Raw genomic sequence first — 14,910 nt, forward strand, 5'->3', positions numbered from 1 at the left:
ATAGCCGGGCTTCATTGTTGCTGCCCGGCTATTTTAGCGCCATATAACAATCTAATCAGACGGCGCTGGAATCCTTCAATTTAGATTGGCTATTCTTACTTTTCCGGCGAGTTAGCATAAAGCCGCACCACAATAGTGCAATCCATGCTGGCATCATCAGTACTGAGATCTGAATCCCATCGGTAAGGTACATGATGACCAGAATCAGCATCAGGAATACCAGACACAGATAATTACCGTAGGGATACCAAAGTGCTTTGAAGCGTGGTTCTACACCTTCTCGCACTTTGGCGGCGCGGAACTTCAAGTGCGCCAAACAGATCATGACCCAATTGATAACTAGTGTTGATACTACTAGTGCCATCAGTAATTCAAACGCCTTACCTGGCATGACATAGTTAATAACCACACCGGCAGAAGTCGCCAAGGCTGAAAGCGCGATTGATAAAATTGGCACTCCGCGCTTATTCACTTTGGTCAACACCTTGGGCGCGTTGCCCTGAGATGCCAGGCCGAACAACATACGGCTATTGCAGTACACACCGCTGTTGTAAACCGACAGTGCCGCAGTCAACACCACCACGTTCAAAATTGTGGCGACCAGATTGCTATCCAAGGCATGGAAAATCATGACAAAAGGACTGCCGCCTTCCACTACCTTGCCCCACGGATAAAGTGATAAAAGCACGGCTAATGAGCCGATATAAAAAATAAGGATACGATAGACAACCTGATTGGTTGCTTTAGGAATACTGTGATGTGGGTCTTCAGCTTCTGCGGCAGTAATGCCCACCATTTCTAGCCCACCGAAAGAGAACATAATCACCGCCATCGCCATCACTAATCCGCTAAAGCCATGAGGCATAAAGCCGCCCTGTGCCCAGAGGTTAGTGACAGAAGCATTTGGCCCGCCTGAGCCAGATGCCAACAGATACGCGCCAAATACAATCATACCGATAATGGCGACAACCTTGATGATCGCGAACCAAAACTCAGTTTCACCATACATACGCACATTAACAAGATTGATGGCATTAATCAGAACAAAGAATATAGCGGCTGATACCCAGGTTGGAATTTCTGGCCACCAATATTGAATATAAATGCCTACTGCGGTCAATTCGGCCATTCCGACCAAGATAAACATTGCCCAGTAGTTCCAACCAGACAAAAATCCGGCGAAATCGCCCCAATATTTGTAGGCGAAGTGACTGAATGAACCGGCAACAGGTTCCTCAACAACCATTTCACCTAGCTGACGCATAATGAGAAATGCAATAAAACCGCCGATGGCATAACCCAATATCACTGAAGGGCCAGCCATTTTAATGGTTTGCGCTATCCCCAGAAATAGCCCGGTGCCAATGGCTCCACCTAGAGCAATTAGCTGAATATGGCGATTTTTTAAACCGCGTTTTAATGTTGAATCCTGCAACTGCTGTTCCATCCTATCCTCTGCCGCACTGTTACACACTAGCGTGGTAAAAAGCGCCTTTCGTAAATGAATCTGCGGCGGTTTTTTAACACTTAAACCTGCTTGCGGCAAGGATTAAGGTCATTAGTGAGTAGCAGGATGAAAATCAATCGGCTAGAACTATATATGCCAAATGTTCTATTAACTGAGGCTCTGGATATCCCTCAGGGATGTAACGCAGATATACCACATAACTTGCTCAAATTTCGGGCACCAATCATTAATGTAGCCACATAGGATTGACGCCGGGTGACAACTTCGACTGCAACTCGATTATTCTTGTAGCGGATAAGATAAGTTGATGGCCAGCCTTGGCGGCGTTCGCCATAGGACTTTTGATGGTGGTCAATTGCAGCATGAGCAATAACCAAGTGTGACAAATTTGAATCACCTTTAATGATACGTTTCATCATCAGCTCCACGAAAGCAATCAAAAAACGCCTTACCGTTTGTCATTCCCGCGATCCGAACTTCACGGGGCATTCACTATTACTGAGAATGACTAGGGGTGGATTATCACACTTCCTGACTGAGCAAATAACAGATCATCGCCGCGCGCAGCGGGCTTTGGCTATAGGCTTGCCATTCACCTTGCGGATTGGTAATTCTGGCATTCCACTGATTATTATCATTAATTTCTGGGGAATAGAGACCAATTTTGTTGGCGTAGATGATAGGCCATGCGTCGGAAGGGTTCTTACAGTAATCTTTGCCTTTAATGCCGCCATACGGATACCACTTGTCGGGATCCTCACCGCTCAGTAACGCAATGCTTCTGTTCACTTCGCTGTCACTTTCTTCATACCATTTAATCATCCGAATCACCATTCGCCTTTAAAGTTCAGGCTACATTACGGCGAAATTAAGACAAATTTATGACAATCAACACGTTTGTTTTAGCTTGATAAAAAAGTGACCTGACGCCAGGAGATAAAGCAGAACATCGGGGAAAGCGAAAGGAAAGAGGTATGAATATCACTCTGACACTGTCAACTCACAGCGCCAGAGTCGGTGAGTTTATCTCTCCGGAATAACGCCTTTAAAATCAAGAGGAGAAACGATATCACTGTCACTTTGAAAGTCACTGGTACCCGTTGCGTTAGCCAGTAATGCTTTGAGTAATTCTGTTTGCTGTTTCTGTTGTTCGACGATGTCTTGTAACAAGCGAATTTGTTCGTTTGCTCGCACGCTGGCACGGCTCAAAAAGAACCAAACTATCAAGAAAAAAATGACGGTAAACAGCGAAAAAGCGATTGGGACAATACCCATTGTACCCATATTTGTATCTAACATTGACTACCCTATTACATGCGTGACGAAGGTACTATCTTATCACTCTCCTCGTCACAAAGGTTAATCCGAGCAATCGATTAACACTTAATAACGATAACTATTAGAAATAGTTTCAGACTGCTGACAAAGTTGATAAAAGGGGAAATGTGCCGAATGGGTCGTAACGGCGTGAGCCGTCGGAGCGCCCATCGGTGCAGTCGCCCCGTTAGTCTCAGTGCAGCAAAATAGGTTTGTCATTAACCTCTAACTATTAGAAATAGTTTTTACTGGTTATTATATAACGAGAAGGTAGGTTATCCTTACCATGGAATAATCGAAGTAATGGTGCAAATACCGGTAGAGAAAGTTCCCCCTTGGTCACAATAACTATCAAGGGCTAACAGATAAAACAAGCAACAAACGGCAATGATCCCTACCGTTGCAACAAGTTTTTTAATGTTCAAATCAGGCACCTTATTCAACATTTTCTTTTAATTATACTTTACTAAACATCAACCATTTATAGCCAAGATGTAATTACTCATGTTTGTCATCACGTTAGCATCCCATTTTAGTGGCTATTTTACAATTTCGCGCTATAAATCAATAGAGTTTAGGATTTTTACTATTACCCCTCTCATTATTACAAGTTAAAGTGTTAAACTTATCTATTATATAATAAGTAAAACTAATTACAGGGAGTGACCATATGAGTTTATTCAGACTTCTCTTGGTGGTGGCAATCATATACTTGGGCTTGCTCTTTTCGGGCTATGGTGTACTGATTGGCAGCGAAAAAAACGCCGCAGGCATCGGTTTGCAATGTAAATATCTGACGGCCAGAGGTATCTCAACCGCTCAATTTATAAACGGAGAGAATGGCATCATCGGTGTTAGTAACTGCCCTTTAGTGAAAAAAATTGGCAATAATGTTTTTGAATAACCTGTAGCAGGTTCGTACTCATCCGCAGTTTGTCCAGTTCACCGGTTTTGGTCTGTGCTCAATGTACAGACCAAAACGCAACTGACAGTGCGTTACTTCTGCGTAAACTTCATATCAATCAATGCAATGGCTTTCTCAATTGCACGCTTGGTTACCGGATCAGCTCCCGCAGGATGTGAAGCGAAATCAATAGCTTTGAGTTGATGAGACATTTTATCCCGCACTTCGGTCGGCGCAATAATATCAATCACATCAAGAATTTGTTTGATAACCAATTGACAAGCAACCAGATCGGAGACCAGTTCTTGGTCATTAGTGAACATTTCAGACATGAATAATTCCTTCACAATAATATTGCACAAGGATATCACGCCCTTGGGCATATATCTTTAGCCGACAGTGTCATACTCACGATTTTATTGGTAAGCATTATCTTCGATTAATGAACAACCTACCGAGATAACTCGGTGCATTAAGTCATTAACTGAGGCATTTGTTGCGGCTAAAAAAGATCGGTACGTGACGAGGACTGGGTCAATGGTGCTAAAGACTAAAAATAGGTGTAAAAAAACCAGGTTTGATAGTTATCAATCACCTGGTTCGGAAGAGAAGTCATTACATATCTATTGATCACAATATTTCTAGTCTCACAGTTTATCACCTCCTACGCTTTTATCTTTGTGCAGAACCATTACTGGCATCTTTAGAAAGACGGTCACACCCACAACCGCTATCAGAGTCATAATCACTGTTATCAACATGCGATCACCTCATCTTTTAATTTCTATTTTTCCAAACTCAACCTTTTATCCTCGGGGTATCCCCCTTTCAGATGACACTACCCTTTTACTATGGCACCAGAAAGTTCTTTTGCAAACACATCTTGAAAAGCCTTCATGATATATTGGCTACAATCAAAGCCAATTTGGTGTTTTGTGTTGTTAGATTCAACTTGTGTATACTGCACTTCTCCTAACCAGAAAAAACAGACTAAATAATGTCACAAGAAAATCATCTCGCGTTAGTCTGCGCCCTCAGTAAATGGGTCGAAACCCATCTGGGGAGAGTCATCTACCTTGAAGAGTTAGCCGCGTACTCAGGCTATTCTCTCTGGCATATGCAGAAAATATTTAAAGAAGTGACAGGGGTGTCATTAGGTAAATACATTCGAGAAAGGCGCTTAGCGGGTGCTGTCTATCAACTGCGTAGCAGTGACAGCACTATCTTTGATATTGCTTTGGATTTTGGCTTTGGTTCACAGTCACACTTTACTTACATGTTCAGAAAACGTTACGGCATAACCCCGTACGACTTCCGGCAAAATACAGATATTGACCTCAATATCGCTTTGCCCTTGCATACCACTCACCAGAAACTGGCGTAATCCACACAATACTATTATTCGCCTGAATGCTTACCAACGCTAACCGGCGAATATATTCTCAGTTTTTTTTGTAGCAATTCTGCACGTCAACAATTTGTATTTCGTTACGCTGGCGATCCGCCATGTAGGTCATTACAAACATCGTACTCACCACAATAAGTGCCGCCAGCAGTAAACCAATCAGTGCAATGACTTTATTTTCATCAAACAAGCTCTTGTCCATATATTCTCCCTAATGTCTATGGCGCATCAAATTAACCATAGGATCACAATCAACGTTATTGCGATCAGCAAACATGATGTTGTCAGTAAAACCACGAGCGCAAATTGTGCGTCGCCAATTCCCGTTGAATAGTCGCTATTCTGGGTAATATTTTCTTGTTTTTTCAAAACAATACCTACTGGCAAAACACACCAGCCGTAACCCTGCATAAGAAAAATCGCGTTTTATTAGCGCATGTTTATCAAAAATCATACTAGCGCTAGCCTGACTACAGGCTTTTACAACGCGATCCTGTCGTAGTCTGTGTTATATATCAAGCCCACCCATTGTAAAGATGGGGAAATACGCCAAACACATTAAGATAGATAATGTATTGCATTTCATCGTCCAGGATTGAAATTCCCTGTCCATGCGCATTGAATATCGTCAATCTTATCACACAGTGATAATACCTGTCGCAAGGCTGTATAGCGCCGCAACCGCAGCAATGAGTGCAACGGCAAAAGCACATTTTTCAATAGCCGAGAAGACTAATTTCTTCTGCTCGCGTTTAGCGATAATAAACAACAAGGTTCCTGGACCGTATATCACTGCCGATAATAATATGTATTTCAAACCTCCGGCATACACCATCAATACGGCATAGAATGTGGCTATCAATGCAATAATAAAATCTTTCTTATGGTCTTTCGCTCCCACAGAGTATGTCTCTCGGGTCCAGGCCAATTTCAAGCCATAGGCAGCAACCAATAGATAGGGAATCAGAACCAGTGAGCTGGTTAACTCAAGTGCGAGTTGGAAAGCATATTCAGTGAAAAGCGTAACAATTAAGAATAATTGGATAAAAATATTAGACATCCAAACCGCTGCGGAGGGTACCCCGTGTTTATTCTCGGTTGCCAAGACACTCGGCATAATATGACTTTTTGCTGCACAATAAAGCGCTTCGGCCGCCAGTAGAGTCCACGACAAATAGGCACCCATCACTGAGATGATCAATCCAATACTGATAAATATTGCCCCCCACCGGCCTACGATATGCTCTAACACCCCTGCCATTGAGGGTTGACGTAAAGCAGCTAGATCAGGGCGTAGCAGTACACCATAGGAAAGCAGGGTAACCAACACCAGCAGACATAAAACACCAATAAAACCTAAAACAGTCGCTATACCGACGTGTTTTCTTTCTTTGGCATAGCGGGAATATACACTCGCCCCCTCTATACCGACAAAAACAAATACAGTCACCAGCATAGTGCTACGAACTTGAGAAAACAGAGATTCAGAACCTGAGCCTATTTCCAAGGCTGCATGACCGGTATAACCATAATCGTCCAGATGGGTGAGGTCACCCACCGCCCCCAGAGGCTGAGTGCCCCAGAAATTTAATGCGAAAGTATCGGTATGGAAGGCAAATGCTAAAACAATAATAAAAATAAATATTGGAATAACTTTAGCAAAAGTTGCAATGGTATTAATCGCCGCCGCCTCTTTGATGCCACGTAACACCATAAAATGGAAACTCCACAAAATGAATGAGGCAATTAATACAGCGGATAAAGTATTGCCATCGCCAAATAGTGGAAAGAATGCCCCGAGTGTTGATTTGATCAGTACAAAATAAGAGACACTGCCGATACATGCACCAGCCCAGAAACCGATAGCCGACGCAAAACCGGCATAGTCACCAAATCCGGTTTTCGCATAAATATAAACACCAGAATCGAGTTCAGGTTTACGCTGCGCCAATGTCTGGAAAACAAAAGCCAGAGTTAGCATGCCGCCCCCGGCAATAACCCAGGCGATGAGTGCGCCAAAACCCCCAGTGGCACGGCCAAATGTCGCGGGTAAAGAGAAAATACCGGCACCTATCATTGAACCGACGACCAGCGAAGTTAATGACCACAGTGATAACTTTTTATTTGAAGAGGCCGCCATATTTATGTCCCTTTACAAGAGTTAATCCTATGTAAGCCACATTAACCTAATAAAAGCTTAAGACCAGCTGCTATTCAGCAAAAATGTGAGCTTTCGTCAAAAGCTGAATATTCATCGTTTGAGTATAGCAAGCATAAATAATGCACGTAGCCATCGTGAAAATGGTGTCGTACATTGGTGTATTGCTGAACTGAGTTGAGCGTTGTTTTATTCGTTCGGCGCCTGAGTGCCATAAAAATTATCTATTTATGTCTATTTCGACGTAATTTAGCTCATCAGACTTTTCGTTAGATAATAACGATGGTACTCATCTACGACATTTTCTAACGTCATCTGCAATTGATAACCAAGCTTTTCATAGAAAGGCCGCGCTTGAAAACTGAATGTATCGACTTGGGCGAATTTACATCCGCGCTGTATTGCTTCCTGCTCAACTGCCTGCATCAGTTTACTACCCGCCCCACAATGACGTAATGTATCTGATACCCATAACAATTCTATACTCAGATAATGACCTAACGTATAGGCAGTAATACCCCCTAACTTCTCACCGTGCTCACCCGTTATAAACGCCGCTAATGGTTTACGCCCATTATCACCGACGAAATTGCGGTTAAAAGCCTTCAACCCTGCCATTATTTCAGCTACATCTTCAGTTGTTGGGGTATCCGTCATCGTCAACTTCATTGTCATTGTTCCTCGCTATGAAATCACTGGCACAACTCGATTTTATCTTTGCTTCTGGATATTCTCACAGATAAGAATTTTATTATCTGTTAATAACTGGCAAAATAAACGCTATTAAGAACTATTTCGATTTATGATGCCGCAAACCGATTCTCTTATTTTGTGTCGTCATTTCCCTCTGTAATTGTAAGGATTTCTGATGCTCCGCCGTTTCTTTTCTTATTACACCCCATACAAAGGGCTTTTCTATCTGGATTTTGGCTGTGCAATTTTGGCCGGGTTGCTGGAGCTGAGCTTCCCGATGGCGGTAAAACTGTTCATTGATAAGCTGCTGCCTAACCAAGACTGGGTGTTGATCGTCTGGGCAGCAACGGGCCTGCTAATGATTTATCTCCTGAATACAGCGCTCATGGCAATAGTTAACTATTGGGGACATGCTCTCGGTGTCGGTATTGAAACCGATATGCGTCGCCAGGCATTTAGCCATCTGCAAAAGTTATCATTTAGCTATTACGACAATATGAAGACCGGCCATATCATCACTCATGTAACGAAAGATTTAGAGGAAGTCGGGGAAATTGCCCATCACGGCCCGGAAGATCTTTTTATTGCAGTGATGACATTTATTGGTGCCTTTATTCTGATGGCGTCCGTTCATCTGCCACTGGCGATGCTCACTATTGTTATTGTGCCGTTTATGACCTATTTGGTCAGCCGGTATGGTGCACAAATGACAGATACCTGGCGCCGGCTCTTTGGTCAGGTAGGGAATTTTAATGCCCGGATTGAAGAAAGTATTGGCGGTATTCGGGTCGTAAAAGCATTCGCAAACGAATCCCATGAGAAGAAATTATTCGCCAAAGATAATGAAGATTACCGTACGACGAAGCTGAAGGCTTACCGCATCATGACCACCAGCATGACCATGAGCTATCTCAGCACCCGTCTGGTGCAGTTGATTGTGATGGTAGTCGGTACCTGGTATGTCGTTCATGATCAGTTGAGCTATGGTGGCTTCGTCGGTTTTCTATTGTTAGTCGAAGTGTTTTTCCGCCCAGTAGCAAAAATAACCTCGGTGCTGGAAAGTTACCCGAAAGGAATAGCTGGATTTAAACGATTCACTCAATTGATTGATACTTTACCCGATATTGTTGATCAACCCAATGCCCGTCCGGTCGGCCATCTCAGAGGGGATATTTGCTACCAGGATGTCAGTTTCGGTTATTCACCGCAGAGCAAAATCTTTACTCACTTGAATCTGCAAATCCGTGCGGGCGAAACCGTCGCATTCGTTGGGCCATCGGGGGCCGGTAAGACCACGTTATGTTCATTACTCCCCCGCTTCTATGAACTTGATGGCGGTGCAATCACCATTGATGGGATCAATATCCGGGATATGACTCAGCAGTCATTACGTAATAATATTGGTATTGTTCAACAAGATGTTTTCTTATTCGGCGGTTCTATTCGTGAGAATATCGCCTATGGCAAATTGGATGCCAGTGATGACGAAATAATGGCGGCAGCACGACAAGCCCGCTTGGATGAGCTGATTGAGACTATGCCAGATGGCCTTGATACTGTGGTCGGTGAGCGCGGAGTAAAATTATCGGGCGGGCAAAAACAGCGCCTTTCTATTGCCCGTATCTTCCTGAAAAATCCGCCGATTTTGATTCTGGACGAAGCGACCTCTGCGCTGGATACTGCGACCGAACAAGCTATTCAGTTAGCATTGACTGAACTATCGCAAGGCCGAACTACCTTGGTGATTGCTCACCGTTTAGCCACGATTCAAAATGCCGACCGCATCATTGTGGTCGATAAAGAAGGTATTGTTGAACAAGGTGACCACCACGAGCTCCTCGCCCGTAACGGGGCTTATGCCAAACTGCATAATGCTCAGTTCAGTGCAGCTTGATACACAGTAAAAACCCACCCGCAGATGGGCTCGAATGGTAAACTGGAGGAAAATTCAGCCAAAGCCATTCCATCGCGGGCTTAAATAGGGTACAAGGACGCCATGAAAATTCCAAAACGAATCCAACCGCTGGTTGATGACGGCTTGGTTGACGAAGTCATCCGTCGTTTAAAAAGTGGCAAAGAAGCAGATGTCTATGTTGTCCGTTGTGGGCAAGATATTCGCTGCGCTAAAGTTTACAAAGAAGCCGAGAATCGCAATTTTAAACAAGCGGTTCAGTATCAAGAAGGTCGCAAGGTACGTAATAGCCGCGATGCGCGTGCCATGGCGAAGGGATCTAAGTTTGGCCGTAAGCAGCAAGAAGAAACCTGGCAAACCGCCGAGGTGGATGCATTGTACCTGTTAGCCAATGCTGGTGTTCGCGTGCCACAACCCTATGCCTGCCTTGATGGGGTGTTGCTCATGGAACTGGTCACCGATGAAGATGGCCTCGCTGCACCTCGACTCAGTGATGTCCCGTTTAGCAAAGAGCAAGCCCTGATTGACCATGCAATAATGATCCGTTATGTCGTACGGATGCTGTGCGCAGGCTTGGTTCATGGTGACTTATCGGAGTTTAATGTCTTAATCGATAAAGACGGCCCGGTGATTATCGATTTACCACAAGCCGTTAATGCTGCTGCAAATAACCATGCTAAGGCCATGTTGGAGCGAGATGTGGCGAATATGACACATTATTATGGTCAATATGCCCCGGAATTGCTTGGCACTAAATATGCCAAAGAGATGTGGGCGCTTTATGAAGATGGCAAATTGCACCCTGAAACTCCATTAACTGGCGAATTTGCAGAAAGTACTCAAGCTGCCGATGTTGAGGGTGTGCTGGAGGAGATCCAGGCGGTCATCGCTGAAGAACAAGAACGTCTGCGTGAAGCTCAGGACCCTTATTAGTCAGTCATAACATTACAGCCAGAAATGAGGGGGTGAGTAGAGTATGGTGCAACGTCGTTGACTTGCCCTGCCCCTCTTCAGATACAATGAATTTGCAAACTGACCAGATTAAGCCAGGTAGTCATTAAATCTCCATTTTTGTTATATACCGAATATTTGTGAGGTAGTAAGTCCCTCTTCCTACCTCACATTTCTCTACATCTATATCACTAATTAATTCAGTGCCACCACCTCAACCCGGTTTTTCCCTGCCGTTTTGGCCCGATAGAGTGCCTTATCTGCCGCCGCTGATAAATCCTGCGCGACCAGGTGTTCGCCCGGTTCGGCAACTGACGCCACACCAACACTGATAGTCACTCGCCCGTGGGGTGACATGCCGTGGGGAATATCCAGCTCTTCGATGGAATGACGCATGCGCTCGGCAACCACCGTCGCATCTGACAACGTGCCAGGTGCGAGCAAGACAATAAATTCCTCACCACCATAACGAGCCAGAATATCTGAACCGCCACGAATAGATTTTGATAGCGTTTCAACAATGGACTTCAGGCAAACATCCCCCATAGCATGCCCATAAAGGTCGTTAAAGCTTTTAAAATTGTCAAAATCAATCATCAAAACAGATAGTGTCCCACCTTCCGTTTGTGTTTTTTGCCAGATGTGTTGATAGATATCATCAAAGTGACGGCGATTGGCTACCCCCGTTAGCACATCTGTTTGTGCCAATGCTTTTAGGATAGATTCAGACTGTTTAAGTTCTGTAATATCAAAAAATGAGCCATACCAAATAACCGAACCGTCATATATGGACGCTCCCAATAAACCAAGTGTTTTTTCTTGAAAATAGCGCTCAGGTATTGCAGCCATATATCCGGTTTCTTTATGGGCGCGATTGCGCCCGAACCATGATGAAATCCGCCAAGTGAGTTCCTATCATCCTTACGGGCCAAATGCCCCGGCGGCTCACGGAGTTTCTCACTTGCGGTCTTACCTGTTTTGCCATCTCAATAATTACACTTGCAATTACCTGAAACGTATTCACTTTTGTTCTTGAGCCTTATCCGTGTTTGAGATTATCTCAAACCACGGATAAGGTTCGATATTCCGTATGATGAACCAGCATCGACCACAAAATACGTGCCGTTTTATTGGCCTGTGCCACAACGGCTACGTTATAGGCCTTTTTACTCAACAGCCTGTAAAGCCACGGCATATTGTCTTTGTGTCTCTCAATAACAGCTGCAACTGCCCGCGCACCATGGACCAGAAGATAACGGAAATAGCGGTCACCTCTTTTGCTGATTCGGCCCAATCTCTGCTTACCGCCACTGGAGAATTCTCTCGGCACCAATCCCAACCAGGCGGCAAACTGTTTCGCTGAATGAAATTGTTGCCCATTCCCCACTGACGCCACAAGGTAGGTCGCCGTCATCAATCCCACACCAGGGACTTTCAAGACCCGCTGGCAGGCGGGTTGTGTTTTTGCCCAACTGCTAAGTTCTTGTTCGATCAACGTGATTTGATCTTCCACACCCTGAAGGTGTTCAAGTTGACGTGCGACACTACAACGGACAAAAGGTGATAACTCGTTATCATATTCTTCCAGTATTTCAGGGACTTTCTTATACAGCTGACTTAATGTGCGAGGCATGATAATGCCAAATTCAGCCAAAATGGCCCGCATACTATTAGCACAAGCAGTGCGTTCGCGGATAAGGATATTTCGCTCGGTATGCAGCACCAGAATAGCTTGTTGCTCTGCCGTTTTAATCTGAACAAAACGCATATTAGGCCGTGCAACAGCTTCACAAATGGCTTCTGCATCAGCGGCATCTGTCTTATTCGTTTTGACATAAGGTTTCACATACTGAGGGGGAATGAGTTTAACCTCATGCCCATACTGCCGTAAAACACGCGCAAAATGATGACTGGAAGCACAGGCCTCCATGCCAATCAAGCAAGGTTCAAGTTGCATGAGAAAAGGAAGGAATTTATCGCGGGTGAGTTTCTTCTTAAGAACAGTTTGACCGTTGCAGCCGACACCATGAAGCTGGAAAACATTTTTTGCCAAGTCGATACCAAGAGTAGATACTTTCATGTGGACGCTCCTTCTTCTGAGTTTTAACACTCACATTTAGGCACTCTGATGCCGTAAAAGTTGGAGCGTCCATTTCATTATCCTTGCGGGTTGGGAAAGACTCACCATGTAGCCAATGCGTTCCTTTCCCCGGCAGCTCCACCCTAAAATCACAGCGCCAAACGGATAAATTTTGCTGAGAGGTGATAACCGCCTGTTTTAGCATCTCCCTATCGTCAGTATGAATACGGCTAAATAGCGGGTTTTTCTCTTGTGGCACGCGCAAGACATCGGTTGGCGCAAGGTCAAATATTTTCCGAATCCCTTCGCTGCAATAACTAAAATAAGATTCTCCATCAGAATTTAAATAGTATGCATAGATCATCGCTGGCAAGTTTTTAGTTAACTTGTCCATCATCTGCTTACTTTTTTCCAGCTCTATCAGTAAGGACTTTCTTTCTGACACATCCGCAATCACACTGATATACCCCATAACATTGCCATTATCAGAGGTTATTTCATGGACACTCAATGTGCCCCAAAAGCGTTTACCATCCTTACGTTGATAGCACCACTCATTGGCTTCGCGCCGATTAAGTAATAAATAGTCCAGATCAACTTGGGACTCACCTTTTTCAGGGATATACAATATGTTGGAAATAGGTTTTCCCAAGACTTCATCCTTAGAATAACCAAACATTCTCTCTGCACCCACATTATATATCGTGATGCAGTTATCTAAATCTGTAGTAATAATGGCGATCTGTTTTTCGGCATTCAGCAGCACGTCCAACTGAAGAGTAGATAATTCATGCTTCCCATTCTCTCTCTTCACTGGCCCACCTTTTGAGTGTTTACCAAATACTTTCCTGGAAAGAAAATCCAGGCAGCTATGATAAAAAGAAAATAAAGACATAAATATAAATCACCTATTATTTAACACGTAAAACAAAAAATAAAAATATCATTAACTCAGCTAACACTACCAGAAATAACACTTTGAATTATAACACGGAATAATAAACCAGTGTAGGCCAGCCCTGGTAACACCACTTGTTCGATAAGGAATGACATTTAACTTGATAAAATCATTACAAATCCAGTAAAGAAAACTGAGACATCAATCCGCTATAGTCACCACGATTGATGTTGAACAACTGGAGTAAGAATGAAGACGTTACTTATCATATGTATGTCCACCGTATTACTATTCAATATGACGGCCAGCTATGCGGCACCACCTGCGCATAAAGAGATGCAGAAATCATCAAGTGAGAACTGCAAGCGCCCTCCTGAACCGCCTAAAGACAAGAACGGCCACCCATTGCCACCCCCTAAAGATCATAATAATAGCCATGTATCTAAAGGCCAACCACCTCATGATGACAAACATTTATGCCCGCCACCACAAGGTAATAAAAAACCATAATACTGTAAGCCTCTTTTATCAAAATAGATAGATTCTTACCACAGCAGATAAGTTAAAAGCAAAATGGCTTAATTTATCTGCTTTTCATTATTTAACTTATTTTAAAACAATGCATCATACGTTAATTAATAATAATTACCTCACGGAATTAATTTACTCACACCCCTGGCAAGATATAATTTTATAGCCCATGCTAAATAATGAGAAAAAACTCTCCCTCATACATTAATAATGTCCTGTGAAATATAACAAGTAGCTAAGGAAACAACCATGGTCTATAAATCATTATCTAGTATTGCTATTGCAACTCTCTTAGTCACAACAATGGCTCCGGTATTCGCCTCTTCCACAACGCCAAAGGATATGACTTGCAAAGAGTTTCTTGATCTTAATCCTAAAAGTATGACTCCAGTAGCGTTCTGGATACTGAATGAGGATACTCAGTATAAAAAAGGCGACAATGTCGATTTTCAGGAAGTCGATACTGTATATACCCCTAAAGTCATTGATATCTGTAAAAAATCACCCGATAAAAAAATAACTGACATGAAAGCGGATATTATGGCAGCGGCTAAGAAATAAATGTCATATCATTCAAAGCCCCACCTTACTGA

At 43.5% G+C, this 14,910-nt stretch carries 17 protein-coding genes and 2 pseudogenes; 6 read left to right on the forward strand and 13 right to left on the reverse strand.

Annotated features, from left to right (window positions below):
* Window positions 1-55 precede the first annotated feature (55 nt).
* From FGL26_RS06570 to mgrB, 5 genes are all read right to left on the reverse strand, one after another.
* On the reverse strand, window positions 56-1,447 hold the full coding sequence (locus tag FGL26_RS06570) for an amino acid permease (RefSeq protein ID WP_005170536.1): 1,392 nt from the start codon (window positions 1,445-1,447) through the stop codon (window positions 56-58).
* A 191-nt stretch (window positions 1,448-1,638) separates the two neighbouring features.
* Complete coding sequence (locus FGL26_RS06575; protein ID WP_005170540.1) at window positions 1,639-1,884, reverse strand: DUF4060 family protein; 246 nt, start codon at window positions 1,882-1,884, stop codon at window positions 1,639-1,641.
* A 106-nt stretch (window positions 1,885-1,990) separates the two neighbouring features.
* Entirely contained in the window at window positions 1,991-2,290 is a 300-nt protein-coding gene (locus FGL26_RS06580; RefSeq protein WP_005163675.1) for a phage protein NinX family protein, read from the reverse strand.
* A 201-nt stretch (window positions 2,291-2,491) separates the two neighbouring features.
* A complete protein-coding gene (locus FGL26_RS06585) occupies window positions 2,492-2,767 on the reverse strand; it encodes a YebO family protein (protein ID WP_005170543.1) in 276 nt (91 codons plus the stop codon).
* Window positions 2,768-3,066: 299 nt separating this feature from the next.
* Entirely contained in the window at window positions 3,067-3,210 is a 144-nt protein-coding gene (gene mgrB / locus FGL26_RS21840) for a PhoP/PhoQ regulatory lipoprotein MgrB (protein ID WP_005170546.1), read from the reverse strand.
* Between the two features lie 245 nt (window positions 3,211-3,455).
* On the opposite strand from mgrB, the gene FGL26_RS06595 reads away from it, so the two are divergent.
* Window positions 3,456-3,689: a YobH family protein gene (locus tag FGL26_RS06595; protein ID WP_005163677.1), complete on the forward strand. Its 234-nt coding sequence runs from the start codon at window positions 3,456-3,458 to the stop codon at window positions 3,687-3,689.
* 92 nt (window positions 3,690-3,781) lie between these two features.
* Here FGL26_RS06595 and FGL26_RS06600 read toward each other — a convergent pair whose 3' ends face one another.
* A complete protein-coding gene (locus FGL26_RS06600) occupies window positions 3,782-4,021 on the reverse strand; it encodes a DUF2766 family protein (protein WP_005170549.1) in 240 nt (79 codons plus the stop codon).
* 665 nt (window positions 4,022-4,686) lie between these two features.
* On the opposite strand from FGL26_RS06600, the gene FGL26_RS06605 reads away from it, so the two are divergent.
* Window positions 4,687-5,073 (forward strand): helix-turn-helix domain-containing protein, encoded by a 387-nt coding sequence (locus tag FGL26_RS06605; RefSeq protein ID WP_005158136.1) that lies wholly within the window; start codon window positions 4,687-4,689, stop codon window positions 5,071-5,073.
* Between the two features lie 58 nt (window positions 5,074-5,131).
* Here the strand turns inward: FGL26_RS06605 and FGL26_RS06610 are convergent, their stop codons facing one another.
* From FGL26_RS06610 to FGL26_RS06625, 4 genes are all read right to left on the reverse strand, one after another.
* Entirely contained in the window at window positions 5,132-5,296 is a 165-nt protein-coding gene (locus tag FGL26_RS06610; protein ID WP_005170553.1) for a hypothetical protein, read from the reverse strand.
* A 26-nt stretch (window positions 5,297-5,322) separates the two neighbouring features.
* Window positions 5,323-5,505, reverse strand: a complete 183-nt coding sequence (locus FGL26_RS06615; protein ID WP_005170555.1) for a hypothetical protein — start codon at window positions 5,503-5,505, stop codon at window positions 5,323-5,325.
* Between the two features lie 226 nt (window positions 5,506-5,731).
* On the reverse strand, window positions 5,732-7,234 hold the full coding sequence (locus FGL26_RS06620; protein ID WP_032908459.1) for an amino acid permease: 1,503 nt from the start codon (window positions 7,232-7,234) through the stop codon (window positions 5,732-5,734).
* Window positions 7,235-7,501: 267 nt separating this feature from the next.
* Entirely contained in the window at window positions 7,502-7,921 is a 420-nt protein-coding gene (locus tag FGL26_RS06625) for a GNAT family N-acetyltransferase (RefSeq protein WP_005170558.1), read from the reverse strand.
* A gap of 199 nt (window positions 7,922-8,120) precedes the next feature.
* On the opposite strand from FGL26_RS06625, the gene FGL26_RS06630 reads away from it, so the two are divergent.
* Both FGL26_RS06630 and FGL26_RS06635 read left to right on the forward strand, forming a co-directional pair.
* The gene (locus FGL26_RS06630; protein WP_005170559.1) at window positions 8,121-9,839 is read left to right on the forward strand and encodes an ABC transporter ATP-binding protein; all 1,719 of its coding nucleotides are present in this window, start codon (window positions 8,121-8,123) and stop codon (window positions 9,837-9,839) included.
* 102 nt (window positions 9,840-9,941) lie between these two features.
* Window positions 9,942-10,790 (forward strand): PA4780 family RIO1-like protein kinase, encoded by an 849-nt coding sequence (locus FGL26_RS06635; RefSeq protein WP_005158129.1) that lies wholly within the window; start codon window positions 9,942-9,944, stop codon window positions 10,788-10,790.
* 213 nt (window positions 10,791-11,003) lie between these two features.
* On the opposite strand, the pseudogene FGL26_RS06640 reads toward FGL26_RS06635, so the two are convergent.
* The 3 genes and pseudogenes from FGL26_RS06640 to FGL26_RS06655 form a co-directional block, all read right to left on the reverse strand.
* Window positions 11,004-11,591 (reverse strand): annotated as a pseudogene (locus tag FGL26_RS06640) (GGDEF domain-containing protein); the annotation flags it as partial.
* A 277-nt stretch (window positions 11,592-11,868) separates the two neighbouring features.
* Window positions 11,869-12,888 carry an IS110-like element ISYen1 family transposase gene (locus FGL26_RS06650; RefSeq protein ID WP_050316646.1) on the reverse strand — a complete coding sequence of 340 codons (1,020 nt, stop codon included), beginning with the start codon at window positions 12,886-12,888 and terminating at the stop codon, window positions 11,869-11,871.
* 76 nt (window positions 12,889-12,964) lie between these two features.
* Window positions 12,965-13,783 (reverse strand): annotated as a pseudogene (locus FGL26_RS06655) (PAS domain-containing protein); the annotation flags it as partial.
* Between the two features lie 252 nt (window positions 13,784-14,035).
* Between FGL26_RS06655 and FGL26_RS06660 the strand changes: the two are divergent.
* Window positions 14,036-14,296, forward strand: coding sequence for a hypothetical protein (locus FGL26_RS06660; protein ID WP_005170561.1), 261 nt, complete (start codon window positions 14,036-14,038; stop codon window positions 14,294-14,296).
* Window positions 14,297-14,566: 270 nt separating this feature from the next.
* Window positions 14,567-14,878, forward strand: a complete 312-nt coding sequence (hdeB, locus tag FGL26_RS06665) for an acid-activated periplasmic chaperone HdeB (protein WP_005170563.1) — start codon at window positions 14,567-14,569, stop codon at window positions 14,876-14,878.
* The last annotated feature ends 32 nt before the right edge of the window (window positions 14,879-14,910 follow it).

This window comes from Yersinia enterocolitica subsp. enterocolitica, assembly GCF_901472495.1.
Taxonomy (GTDB): Bacteria; Pseudomonadota; Gammaproteobacteria; order Enterobacterales; family Enterobacteriaceae; genus Yersinia; species Yersinia enterocolitica.